The sequence below is a fragment of the Mycobacterium sp. AZCC_0083 genome (assembly GCF_014202335.1).
Taxonomy (GTDB): Bacteria; Actinomycetota; Actinomycetes; order Mycobacteriales; family Mycobacteriaceae; genus Mycobacterium.
The window spans coordinates 1-11,946 of sequence record NZ_JACHGP010000020.1; the positions used below are offsets into that span (position 1 = coordinate 1).

At 67.6% G+C, this 11,946-nt stretch carries 10 protein-coding genes; 9 read left to right on the forward strand and 1 reads right to left on the reverse strand.

From position 1 onward, the window contains the following. Positions 1–171: 171 nt before the first annotated feature. Positions 172–1,431: a hypothetical protein gene (locus HNP02_RS35450; protein WP_255507337.1), complete on the forward strand. Its 1,260-nt coding sequence runs from the start codon at positions 172–174 to the stop codon at positions 1,429–1,431. Here the strand turns inward: HNP02_RS35450 and HNP02_RS43210 are convergent. Next, positions 1,415–1,675 carry a hypothetical protein gene (locus HNP02_RS43210; RefSeq protein WP_255507338.1) on the reverse strand — a complete coding sequence of 87 codons (261 nt, stop codon included), beginning with the start codon at positions 1,673–1,675 and terminating at the stop codon, positions 1,415–1,417. The genes HNP02_RS35450 and HNP02_RS43210 overlap by 17 nt on opposite strands. Here HNP02_RS43210 and HNP02_RS35455 point away from each other — a divergent pair. The 8 genes from HNP02_RS35455 (at position 1,659) to HNP02_RS35490 (ending at position 11,833) form a co-directional block, all read left to right on the forward strand. Beyond that, complete coding sequence (locus tag HNP02_RS35455; protein WP_255507339.1) at positions 1,659–2,396, forward strand: glutamate ABC transporter substrate-binding protein; 738 nt, start codon at positions 1,659–1,661, stop codon at positions 2,394–2,396. The genes HNP02_RS43210 and HNP02_RS35455 overlap by 17 nt on opposite strands. A gap of 2 nt (positions 2,397–2,398) precedes the next feature. Then, positions 2,399–3,544: a hypothetical protein gene (locus HNP02_RS35460; protein ID WP_184445344.1), complete on the forward strand. Its 1,146-nt coding sequence runs from the start codon at positions 2,399–2,401 to the stop codon at positions 3,542–3,544. Continuing rightward, a complete protein-coding gene (locus HNP02_RS35465; RefSeq protein ID WP_184445345.1) occupies positions 3,541–5,739 on the forward strand; it encodes a serine/threonine-protein kinase in 2,199 nt (732 codons plus the stop codon). The genes HNP02_RS35460 and HNP02_RS35465 overlap by 4 nt, the downstream gene beginning before the upstream one ends. Continuing rightward, positions 5,736–6,794 carry a zinc ribbon domain-containing protein gene (locus tag HNP02_RS35470; RefSeq protein ID WP_184445346.1) on the forward strand — a complete coding sequence of 353 codons (1,059 nt, stop codon included), beginning with the start codon at positions 5,736–5,738 and terminating at the stop codon, positions 6,792–6,794. The genes HNP02_RS35465 and HNP02_RS35470 overlap by 4 nt, the downstream gene beginning before the upstream one ends. Next, a complete protein-coding gene (locus tag HNP02_RS35475; RefSeq protein ID WP_184445347.1) occupies positions 6,781–8,073 on the forward strand; it encodes a VWA domain-containing protein in 1,293 nt (430 codons plus the stop codon). Before HNP02_RS35470 ends, HNP02_RS35475 begins: the two co-directional genes overlap by 14 nt. Beyond that, positions 8,073–8,705, forward strand: a complete 633-nt coding sequence (locus HNP02_RS35480) for an FHA domain-containing protein (RefSeq protein ID WP_184445348.1) — start codon at positions 8,073–8,075, stop codon at positions 8,703–8,705. The genes HNP02_RS35475 and HNP02_RS35480 overlap by 1 nt, the downstream gene beginning before the upstream one ends. A gap of 2 nt (positions 8,706–8,707) precedes the next feature. Next, complete coding sequence (locus HNP02_RS35485; protein WP_375373745.1) at positions 8,708–11,353, forward strand: LuxR C-terminal-related transcriptional regulator; 2,646 nt, start codon at positions 8,708–8,710, stop codon at positions 11,351–11,353. Positions 11,354–11,521: 168 nt separating this feature from the next. Then, the gene (locus HNP02_RS35490) at positions 11,522–11,833 is read left to right on the forward strand and encodes a hypothetical protein (RefSeq protein ID WP_184445350.1); all 312 of its coding nucleotides are present in this window, start codon (positions 11,522–11,524) and stop codon (positions 11,831–11,833) included. The last annotated feature ends 113 nt before the right edge of the window (positions 11,834–11,946 follow it).

Sequence of the window (11,946 nt, forward strand, 5' to 3'; positions counted from 1 at the left end):
CCGCTATACCAGCGCAGACCCCGTCCGCAACCGCAACCGGCGCGCACAATTTTCGATCACCACGGTGGAGAGCGAAGCGCCCCAGAGAAGCTAATCTGAATCAATCATTGCCCGCGACCGGGGCACTATCTGCGGTTACGATCACGCTCTGGGGGAGGGGAGTGGATCGAGATGGGCGCTCCGCGCACGCTGGACGCGCGGGCTTCTGTGGCGTGGCTGCGACGTTTTGCCCGCACGACACCTGGTGTCGTCGCCGTGATCGCGGTCGCCGTTACGGCGGGCTGCGTGATCGCTGGGTTGGTGTGTGGGGCGCAGCTCGACGGGCGGATCGCCGAGCGCAACGCCGTACTCGACCATTCCGAGCCGCTCGCCTACGCAGCGCAGAACCTGTACGCCGCCCTGTCGGCCGCCGACGCCGCCGCAGCAACGGCATACCTCTCCGGGATCGAGACACCCCCGCAGCGGGCGAAGTATCAGCAAGCCCTTGCGGACGCCGCATCGGCACTGGCGGATACGAGTGCGGGAGCCACCGATGCGGATACCCGCAAGGCGGTGGCGGAGATATCGGCCCAACTGGCTGCGTACACGGGGCTGGTTGAGTCGGCGCGGGCGAACAACCGGCAGCTGCTCCCCGTCGGGTCCGCCTACCTACGGGAAGCGTCGTGGTTGATGCAGACCACGCTGCTTCCCGGTGCCGAGAGGATCTTCACCGGCGATCTTGCCGGGGTCGACGACGACCAGCGCGCCGTCGGCTCGGCGCCGATAGTCGGCCTCGTATTGCTGGTGCTGGTCCTGGTGGCCGTCGGCGTCGGCTCGGTGATGCTCAGTGGCCGCACGAACCGGCAGTTCAACATCGGGCTCGTCGTCGCCGCGGCCGTAGTGGTGCTGGTCATCGCGTGGATCGTCGTGGCCACTCGCTTGGCGGCAAGCTCCATAGAGGACAGCCGAGCCGAGGGCACCGCGAGGTTCGAACAGCTCGCGAAGGCTCGCATCCTCGCGCAGCAGGCCCGGACCGACGAGACCCTGCAGCTGATCGCGCGTGGCGACGCGACCGCAAGTGAAGCATCGTTCAATGGCCATATCGACGATCTGCGCACCCACCTGGGCACGGGATCGTCCGCCGCAGCGGACGGCGTCGCGAAATGGACCGCCAGCCACCACAAGCAGATGGAGGCGTACTTGGGCGGTGATTACTCTGCCGCGGTTACGCAGGCGATCGGCACCGATCCCGGCGCTTCGGCCGCACAATTCACCGCCGTCGAAGCCAGCTTGCGCAGCGAGATCGAACAAACGCGTGCCACGCTCCGCGATCGGGTGTCTGCAGCGGGGACGCGGTTGGCGTGGAGTCCAACAGGGACGCTCGTGATGATGGTGGCCGCTGCAGTGGCGGCTGTCGTCGGTTTGTGGCCACGGCTCAAGGAGTTCCTGTGAGAGTCCTAATTGCGACAACGCTGTTCGCACTTGCGCTCGCCGCCGCCGGATGCGAATCCTCGGCGTCGCCTGCGCCGGTGACGGTCTCGCCGGTCGCGGTGTTGCCATCGGGTACGCAGTACGTCACGACCGCCCCGGATGCCGTAAATACAGACTGCGGCGATCCCGAGGCCAGCCTGCGCCCGGGGCCGTTGCCTGCTCCTGGCGCCATGCCACCGGGTTCGACGATGGCGGAGATCGCCAAGCGCGGCCGGCTTATCGTCGGTGTCGACCAGAACACGTATTTCTTCGGCTCTCGAAATCCGGCTTCGGGCCAGCCGGAGGGCTTCGATATCGACCTCGCCAAAGAGATTGCCCGCCGCATCTTCGGCGATCCGGACCGCATTGATCCGCGTGTGGTCGATGCGAGCCAACGGGAATCGGCCTTGCAGTCGGGTTTGGTCGACCTCGTGGTCCGGACCTACACGATCACCTGCGCCCGCAAGGAAAGCGTCGACTTCTCCACGGTGTACTACACCGCCCACCAACGCATCCTCGCCATGAAAGGTTCAGGAATCGATTCTCCCGCCGCACTTACGGGCAAGCGGGTGTGTGCGGTGTCGGGCACCACCTCACTGTCGAGATTGTTCGCGCTGAACCCCAGGCCGACGCTGTTTGGTGTGAGTACCTGGACAGACTGCCTGCTGCTGCTCCAGCAAGGACAGGTCGACGCAATCAGCACCGACGATGTGGTGCTGAAGGGCCTTGCAAAGCAGGACCCGAACGTGGAAGTGGTCGGTCCCGACATGAGCGTCGAGCCGTACGGCGTCGGCGTCAAGAAAGAGAACAGCGACCTGGTCGGGTTCGTCAACGCAGTCCTCGAGCAGATCCGTGACGACGGTACATGGGAGCGCCTCTACGACAAGGATCTGCTGGTCGCCCTCGGACCGTCGCCCGGTCCGCCGATGCCGCGGTACCGGAACTGATCATGACCGAGGAAGGCACCGAAGCGATCGATCGCGAACTCGCCTCGCGCACCAAGGAAGTCGCAGCCATGTCGGCGACGTTGATCGAGCTGGAAAGCCACCAGGGACTGGAGCACGTGCGTCGCTATGAACCGACGGGCATGACCGCGCAACGATGGGCTGTGATCGAGAAGACGTTCGCGCAATTGTGGGAGGACTTGGGCCGGATGACGTCGATCCTGGACTCCGCGCGGACGGTGCGGGCACGCCGATCGAAGCCGGATGACGACGATCGCGCCGAGTTGACGAGATTGCTGTTCGGGCGTCCGCTCGAAGTATCGCGCCAGCGAATCCCGTTGGCTCAGCGCACGATCACGGGTCCCGCTGAAACGGTCGAGTCGGTTGGGCTCGCCGGCATCGTGGATCGGATGCGCGCCGACTACCCTGCGGTGGCGGAGTTCTTCGACTCCGTCGACCGAGTCAACTCGCTGGTCGCGGAACGGCTCGCGCCGGTGCAGGACCGGCTCGACGAGGCGGGCGCGGCAGGCCCGAAGGAGATCGGCGACCTGCTGGCTGTTTCCGCGACCGATCCGCTCTCGTTGACCCTGCATGAAGTCGAGCGGCGCATCGGCGCCATCGAGGACGATATCGAACGCCGATCAACCGAACTCGCTGAGCTGGCTGCGCTGCAAGGGAATTGGCCCGATGTCCTTGCGGCGACGGCCTTGCAGCTGGATGCGCTGCGCGACGCGACACAGCGAGCGGCACGGGTACGCGCGCACGCCGAACAGAGGGTGGTGTCCGGGCCGCTACCGGTGCACGCCGATGCCGAACCGGACCTGCGCGTGGAGCTCAAGTCCATCACCGCAACGGATCCGGCGGCGCTACGGTCGCTGCGGCAACGGATCGAGGCGGCACTGCGGGTCGTTGGCGAGGACGAACAGCTCGCGCAGGGCCTGCTGGACCGTCGCAGCGAACTGTCGGGGCGGCTGACGGCATACCAGGCAAAGGCGGCCCGGCTCGGGCTTGGGGAGGACCCAGATCTGTTGGCGTCCGGCCGGATCGCTGCCGGCCTGGTGTCACGAAAGCCGTGCGATCTCCGCGCCGTGACCCGGGCGATCACGGACTTCCAGCATATGATCATGCAGAAGCAGGGGAAGACGACATGACGTGCGCCGAACCCGGATGCGAGGGGACCGTCGTCGGCGGCTACTGCGACGTCTGCGGCACCGTGCCCACGACCGCTCCGCCGGAACCGCCGGCGACAGCGAGGGCAGAGAGCAGTCCGAGCGCCCGATCGGCGCGAACAGCTCGCAGCGGGTCGTCGAAGTCTGCCAGCACTCGCGGCCGCCTCGGCGCCGGGGTCGTCGCGATGCCGCGCATACCGAAGGGCGATCCAGCCGCCGCGATCATGACCAACCCGCAGGTGCCGGAGGGTAGCCGATTCTGCGGCAACCCCGAATGCAACAAGCCCGTCGGGCGTGAACGGGACGGACAGCCCGGGCTCACCCAAGGCTTCTGCACCCAATGCGGCACGCGATACTCGTTCGTGCCCAAGCTTTCTCGCGGGGACCTGGTGGGCGGACAGTATGAGGTGCAGGGTTGCATCGCGCACGGCGGACTCGGCTGGATCTACCTGGCGATCGACCGCAAACTCGACAACCGCTGGGTGGTGCTCAAGGGCCTACTGAACTCCAGTGATGCCGACGCGATGGCCGCCGCCGCCGCTGAGGTCAACACGCTCTCGAACGTCGATCACCCGAACATCGTGCACGTCTACAACTTCGTCGAGCATCCCGACGAGGGCGGCGTCCCCGTCGGATACATCGTGATGGAGTACGTGGGCGGCAAGTCGCTGAAGCAGATCCGCAAGGGGCGGGGTGGTCCTCTTCCGCCGGACCAGGCTGTCGCCTACATCATCGAGATCGCTCCCGCGTTGGACTACCTGCACACGCAGGGCCTCGCGTACTGCGACTTCAAGCCGGACAATGTGATGCAGACCGACGAGCAGCTCAAGCTCATCGACCTTGGTGCGGTGATCGCCATGGACGACGAGGAAAGCGCGATCTTCGGGACCGTCGGATATCAGGCGCCCGACATCGCCAGGACCGGCCCCACCGTCGCCAGCGACGTCTACACGGTCGGCCGGACGCTTGCCGTTCTGGTGATGGACGTTCCGCAGGAGAAGGGACACTTCGTCGAGCAGCTACCCGGGCCCGCGACGGTGCCGGTGCTGGCGAAGCACGAATCGTTGTACCGCGCGATTCTCCGCGCCACCGACGCCGATCCGGAGCGACGGTTCGCGTCGATGGCGGAGATGGCCGACCAGCTGACCGGGGTGCTGCACGAGATCGCGGCCGCAGACACCAACATTGCGCAGCCCCGAATGTCGAGCTACTTCAGTCCGCAGCGCGCGGTCTACGGCGCGGGCCGGGACGTGCCGGTCGAACCCGCTGACGTGATCGCGGCACTGTCGGTCCCCGTGGTCGACCCGAGCGACTCCGGCGCCGCACTGCTGGCTACCACCAGCGGCACGCCGCCCGCCCAACTCGAGCACGCGCTGCACCTGGCCCGAGGCGGCGAGAACCAAGCGAAGAGTTCCTCGGTTGAGATACCGCTGCGACTGGTCCGCGCGTCGCTCGAGATCGGTGCCCCAAAGGACGCCAGGAAGCGGCTTGCCGAGCTGGAGTCGGTGATGTCCGGAGACTGGCGGCTGACCTGGTACGGCGGACAATGCGCACTGCTGGAGGGCGAATTCGACAAGGCCGCCGCCGATTTCACTGCGGTGCTGGCCGAGTTGCCCGGCGAACTCACCCCCAAACTGGCGATCGCTGCCACCGCCGAATTACGCGACGCGCACGATGACGCTGCGCGCTACTACGAGATGGTTTGGCGGACCGACCACAGCTACGTCAGCGCCGCGTTCGGACTGGCGCGGCAGCGTGCCCGGGCGGGTGACCGGGTCGGCGGGATCACGGCGCTGGACCAGGTCCCCACTGAGTCGGCGCATTTCGCCACCGCGGCCGCGATCGCGATCGAGATCCTGCTCGACGGCCGAACACCCAAGGACCTGAACGAGCGCACGTTGCTCGATGCCGGAAAGCGTGCCTCGGCATTGACCCTGGAGTCGGCGGCCAAACGGGCAACGATCCGGCGGCTCGCGCTCGGTGCGGCGCTCGGCTGGCTGCAGGCGGGGAACACGCCCAAGGCCGCGCGGTTTCTCGGCGAGGACTTCGACGAACCCGGCATCCGGACCGGGATGGAACACTGCTACCGCGAATTGGCGCACGAGACGACCGGCACGTGGGAGCGCATCGCGTTGGTGGAGAAGGCAAATGCGATTCGGCCGAGGACACGGGTATGACTGGGTTTGATGTCACCGGCCTTCCGGCTCCCAAGGAGCAGGCGGCGTGCCCGCATTGCGCTGCGATCGGGGACAGCGCGGACCGGTTCTGTGGGAGCTGCGGCGCAACGTTGTCGGACATCCGCCGGGTCGCCATCCCGCGAGGCCGAGACGCCATTGAAGGCGCCGAGGCGCCGTGCTCCGATTGTGGCAACGCGACCTTCGTCGACGAATACTGCACGGTGTGCGGTCACCGCAGGGCCGAACCCGATCGGGACGAGACGGAACTCGGTGCCATCGTGTTGATCACCGACCGTGGCATCGAACACGCCCGCAACGAGGACGCCGCCGCGGCGGGAATGGTGGTCGACGGCGGCACGGAGCGCCCGTACGCCGTTGCCCTCGCCGTGTGTGACGGCGTCTCCACGTCGGGTGACCCACAGATCGCCGCCGTGGCCGCGTCGAAGGCGGGCGTCGATGCGATGCTCGCGGCGCTCGCCGCGGCAGGCAGGGGGCGCGCCGTCGTGCTGGCAGGTCTGGTCGCAGCGGCGAATGCTGCGGCGACGGCGGGAACGGATCCGTCGAACCCGCCGTCGTGCACGTACACCGCGGCGGCCGTCGTCCCGACCCCTGAAGGGACACTGCAGATTACGGTCGGGAACGTCGGCGACAGCAGGGCGTACTGGTTCCCCGAGGAGCCGACGCCTCCCCAACAGCTGACCGTCGACGATTCGTTGTCCCAAGAACTGATCGCGGGCGGTGCGTCGGCCGAATCGGAGGTGGTGCAGCGCGGCGCTCACACTCTGACCCGTTGGCTCGGCGCCGACGCGGAACCGAAGCCGTGGTCGGATTCGAGCGTGCTCACGGTCACCACCGCGGGGCCTGGTTGGCTCTTGTTGTGCTCGGACGGACTCTGGAATTATCTGCCCGAACCGGCCGACATCGCACGGTTCTGTACCGGTGTCGAACCGGCTGCGGCGGCACGTGCGCTCGTCGGGCATGCGTTGCAGTGCGGTGGCCACGACAACATCACCGTCGTGGTGTTCCCGATCGGAGGAGTTCATGAGTTCGCCTGAGGTATCTGGCATTTCCGTTGACGTCGACCACAATCCCTATCTTGCGGAGGGGACCGGGACGGTCGACGCGATCGTCAGCATCACCGCGGGGGACGACGTGGTTGCTGCGGTGGCCGCGCCACCGGATCGGCTCGAGGCCATCATCATCGACTGCTCGACCTCGATGCAGTCACCCATCGGCAAGTTCGATGCGGCCAAACGCGCGACCGCCGCCGCGATCGACGAGCTCGTCGACGGTACGTACTTCACGATCATCGCGGGCACCGAAAAGGCAAGTGCCGTCTACCCCGACGACGGATGGCCGACTCCGGCGAGCGCCGCGACCAGGGTGGAGGCGAAGCGCGCCGTCGACGGCCTGCGGCCCGGCGGTGGCACGGCGATGGGCACCTGGCTCGCCCACGTCCGCGGAATCGTGGTCGGGCACCCGGGGATGCTCACGCACGCGATCCTGCTCACCGACGGCAAGGACGAGCACGAGACCCCCGAGCAGATGCGGCAGGAGATCGCACTCAGCGAGGGCCAATTCACCTGCGATTGCAGGGGAGTGGGCACCAAGTGGCACGTCGAGGAGCTGCGTGCGATCTCGTCCGCGCTGCTGGGCACCGTGGACATCGTCGCCGATCCCACGGATCTGGCGGACGACTTCGCCGACATGATGCGGACGTCGATGGGCAAGTCGATACCCGACCTGACCCTGCGCATGTGGACACCCGCAGGCGCCCGGATTGCGTTCGTCAAGCAGGTCGCGCCGACCGTGGAAGACCTGACGCACCGCCGGGTCGAGGCGGGGAACCAGCGCGGTGACTATCCGCTGGGGTCGTGGGGCGCCGAGGACCGCGACTACCACATCCAGGTCGAGGTCGAACCCGCCGCGGCCGGACGCGAGAAGCTGGCCGCGCGGGTGAGTGTCGTTGCGGGGGAGCAGGTTGTGGGCGAGGGCTTGGTGAACGCGGTGTGGACCGCCGACACCGAGAAGTCGGCTCAGATCAGCCGGCGGGTGGCGCACTACACCGGCCAGGCGGAGCTGGCGCAAGCCGTCCAGGAGGGTTTGAGCGCACGCAAGAGCGGCGACGTCCCGACCGCAACGGCGAAATTGCAGCGGGCGATGGAACTCGCCGTGGAGTCGGGCAACGACGGAACGGCCAAGCTGCTCAGAGGGGTCATCGAGGTCGACGAGCGGACCGGCACGGCCCGGCTGCGACGCGAGGTGGCGGCGGCCGACGAGATGGCCCTGGATGCGCGATCGACCAGGACCGCCCGGGTGCGGAAGGAGGACTGATGCCGACCTGCATCGAAGGCCACGCCTCAGTTGCCGAGGACTACTGCGACGTCTGCGGGTCCCCCTTGGGAACTCCTGCAGCACTGCCCACTCCGGCACCCTCGGCCGGGGTGAGGAAGTGTCCCGCGTGCGAGGCGCCGGTCAGCGGCCGGTTCTGTGAATCGTGCGGGCACGACTCGGCGTTGCCCGAACCGGCCAGGTCCGGTTCAGTGCCGCCCCCGCAGCAGGGCGGCGTGGTGTGGACCGTCGTCGTCGCTGCCGACCCGGAGTTCTACGAACGCGTCCTCACCCGCGGAGGCCCCGATACGGTCGACTTCCCGCCGTACTTCCCGGAACGCCGAATCACGTTGCAGACCAACACCGCATTGATCGGCAGGCAGAACCGCAACCAGGGCGTGCAACCCGAGATCGATCTCGGCATCCACCCCGCCGACCGCGGCGTCTCCTCACAACATGCGGTGCTGCGGATCCGCGATTCGGGGCTCACCATCACCGACATCGGATCGACCAACGGCACGAGCCTCAACGGCAGCGATGACCTCCTGGAGAGCGGCGAGGAGACCCCACTCAACGACGGCGATCGCATCCACGTCGGTGCGTGGACCACGATCACGGTGGTGCGAGGCCGGTAATAGTGCGCTTGTCGTGGCCGTTGACCGGCCGTTCGGAGGAGATGCGTGCCATTGAGGCCGCCGTCTCGGATCCGGACGTCTCCGGGATCGTGGTGGGTGGGGCGGCAGGGGTGGGAAAGAGCCGGATTGCGCGTGAGGCGTTGGCGGCTGCGGTAGCGCGGGGCTGCGAAAGCCGGTGGGCGGTCGGCACGTCCTCGGCGCGGACACTTCCACTGGGTGCCTTCACGGCGTGGGAACAGTCGGGGATCACCGACACCGTTCAGTTGGTGCGCGGGGTGATCGAGTCGCTGACGGCCGCGCCCGCGGGCACCACGGTGGTGGTCGGTGTCGATGACGTGCATCTGCTCGATGACCTGTCGACATTCGTCGTGGAGCAGATCGTGCAGCGCGGCGCGGCGAAACTGGTGCTCACCGTGCGCGACGGTGAACCGATTCCCACCGCGGTACAGGAGATTTGGCGGGGCGGCCAATTCGACCGGCTCGAGCTGCAGCCGCTGTCGCTCGACGAAGCCGTGAACCTGATCTCGGCCACGTTGGGCGGATCGCTGGATCCGGACGCCGCTGCGCGGCTGTGGACGCTGACTCGCGGCAACGCCTTGTATCTGCGCAACATCGTCGAGCAGGAGGTCGCCGACGGTCGGCTCGAGTTGGTGGACGGGTACCGGGGCGAGCGAAGCGACGGGAAAAGCCGCTGGCGGTGGACCGGTGACCCGATCGTGGCGCCGGGGCTGGTTGAGCTGATCGAATCCCGCATCGGGGACCTGCCCGCGCCGGTCGCCGATGTGATCGATGCGCTGGCCGTGGGGGAGCCGATCGGGCTGGCGACCCTGACCAGGATCACTGATCCGGCGGCGGTCGAGGAGGCGGACACGCGTGGCCTGATCATGCTGGAGCCCGCCGTTGGCGGTGTCGAGGTGCGTGTTGCGCATCCCCTCTACGGTGAGGTGCGCAGGAAACGTGCGGCGCCCGTCCGGCTGCGGCGACTGCGCGGATTGGTCGCCACCGAACTGGCCACAGCCGATGATTGCGACGACGTTGGGGTCGTGGTGCGCCGCGCCACACTGAGTATCGACTCCGACCTCACACCCGACGCAGACCTGCTCGTCAGGGCAGCCCACGGTGCGGTGTGGCTGGCGGATCTACCGCTCGCCGATCGACTGGCGCAAGCGGCGATCGGTGCTGGAGCGGGGCCGGAAGCGAACTTCGTTCGTGCGCACGCACTCTCGTGGCTCAGCCGTGGCGAAGCGGCCGAAGTGCTGCTCGCCGAGATTCCCACCAGCCAGTTGACCGACGTCGACCGCGCCAGATTTGCGTTCCTGCGGGCCAGCAACATGCTCTGGGTGCTTGCCGACCCCGTGCGCGCGAAGGAGCTCATCGACGACGCGTCGCGCACCACATCACCGCAGGCTCGCAGTTATATCGATGCCTTCCTCACGGTGTACTGGTTTGCGGTGGACCAGCCGGGTTTGGCCACGCAGGCGTCGGAACGGCTTGCGCTGGATGACCTGCCCGCCGTCGTCGACGCCGAGATTGCCTGGGCGCTCGCTGCCATATCCGCGGATGCCGGGCGCACCACCGACGCGGTGGCCGTCGCCGACGCCGGATACACCGTTGCGACACGCTCTTTCGACGCTCCGCAGATGAGGTTCAACATCGCCGATGCGCACGTCAGTGCGCTGTTGCTGTCCGGCCGGGTCACCGAGGCCGTCGAGGTGGCCGAGCGGGTGCACGAGCAAGCAGCCGATCTCCCGGGAGCGGCACACTTGCTCGGCGCCGCGGTGGCCGGTCGGGCCGCGCTGGGTGCCGGCCACCTGGACACCGCGTCCACGATGCTCGAGCAGGCGGCAGTGGCATTGTCGGCTTCGGGTCACGCCCTCGGCTGGGGATACCGGTATCACTTCCCACGCTCGACTGCCCTCGCCATCCGCGGTGCAACGGGCGAGGCGGCCGCTGCGCTTGCCGCGCTCGATGAGCTGCGACGTCCATTCCGGTCGCTGGACTACGAGCGGAGCCTGGCCCGCGCGTGGCTGGCCGCCGGTCAGGGCGCCGTCAGCGAGGGGATCACCATCCTGCTGTCGGCGGCCGAAAGGGCCGGAGCGAGCGGTCAATTCGCGGCGGAAGTGAGCTGCCTGCAGACCGCCACCCAGTTCGGGGACCGTTCGGGCGCCCCCCGGTTGCGCGAGCTCGAGGCGATCGTCGAGGGGCCACGCGTCGGCCTTGCTGCCCGGTTCGCCGAGGCGATGCGAGACGGGGATGCCGCGGAATTGTCCGCGGTGTCAGAGGAATTCGAGCGGATGGGCGACCTCGTCGCGGCCGTAGATGCGGCCGCACATGCCGCCACCGGATATCGCCGCCACGACCTTCGCGGATCGGCGTTGGCATGTTCGACACGCGCGGACGAACTGGCTGAACAATGCGGCGGCGCCAGCACCCCCGCGCTTCGTCAGTCCAGCGAGCAGCTGCCGCTGACCGATCGCGAACGTGAGATCGGCATGTTGATCGCCGACGGATTGTCGAACCGCGCAATCGCCGAGCGACTGAGTCTCTCGGTACGCACAGTCGAAAGCCACATCCACCGGGCCATGAAAAAGACCGGAACCACCAGCCGCGACGAACTCGCCAACCTGCTACGCCGCCACAGGCCCTGAACGCCATCGGCGCTGCTCAGCGTCGCGGCTAAGTAGTACTGCGCCCACCTCGGGCGAGATTGCAGTAGCGCGCTACTGGTCTCGTTCCACCGGACGCGAGCGACGATTCCATTGCGGAGTTACTGCAAGACAACTGAATCCGCATAGGAACACGAGAAAGGCAGAACCATGAAGAAACTCATCGCTTCCCTCGCTGCCGGCGCGCTCACCGCGGCAGCCGTCGGATTGACCGCGCCCGCCAACGCGGCCCCGGCCGGCCCATCGTCGGTCGATGCCACGATCAACCAGCTGCGCGCGCAGGGCTTGCAGGTCGTCGTGAATCGCACCGGCACCGCCCCACTGGATCAGTGCACGATCAACTCAGTTCGCCCTGGTCAGACGTTCTCGCGCACCGATACCGGATCCGGCAATCCCGGATCCTGGGACGACCTCGTCACCACGATGATCAGCAAGACCGTCTACGTCGACCTCACCTGCTGACATCCGATCGGACGCGCAGGTGGCCGGGTCCGTGCTCTGACTGTGAACCCGCACCTGCGTTGCCCCGACCAGCGTTTAATGCACAGAGTGTGACGAGGTCCGGAAGGGGGGAT

What these genes read in the sequence shown, in the direction of transcription:
- HNP02_RS35465 (WP_184445345.1), top strand. Translation starts at nt 3,541, where the DNA reads ATGACGTGCGCCGAACCCGGATGCGAGGGGACCGTCGTCGGCGGCTAC.
- HNP02_RS35455 (WP_255507339.1), top strand. Translation starts at nt 1,659, where the DNA reads ATGGCGGAGATCGCCAAGCGCGGCCGGCTTATCGTCGGTGTCGACCAG.
- HNP02_RS35475 (WP_184445347.1), top strand. Translation starts at nt 6,781, where the DNA reads ATGAGTTCGCCTGAGGTATCTGGCATTTCCGTTGACGTCGACCACAAT.
- HNP02_RS35460 (WP_184445344.1), top strand. Translation starts at nt 2,399, where the DNA reads ATGACCGAGGAAGGCACCGAAGCGATCGATCGCGAACTCGCCTCGCGC.
- HNP02_RS35450 (WP_255507337.1), top strand. Translation starts at nt 172, where the DNA reads ATGGGCGCTCCGCGCACGCTGGACGCGCGGGCTTCTGTGGCGTGGCTG.
- HNP02_RS35480 (WP_184445348.1), top strand. Translation starts at nt 8,073, where the DNA reads ATGCCGACCTGCATCGAAGGCCACGCCTCAGTTGCCGAGGACTACTGC.
- HNP02_RS35490 (WP_184445350.1), top strand. Translation starts at nt 11,522, where the DNA reads ATGAAGAAACTCATCGCTTCCCTCGCTGCCGGCGCGCTCACCGCGGCA.
- HNP02_RS35470 (WP_184445346.1), top strand. Translation starts at nt 5,736, where the DNA reads ATGACTGGGTTTGATGTCACCGGCCTTCCGGCTCCCAAGGAGCAGGCG.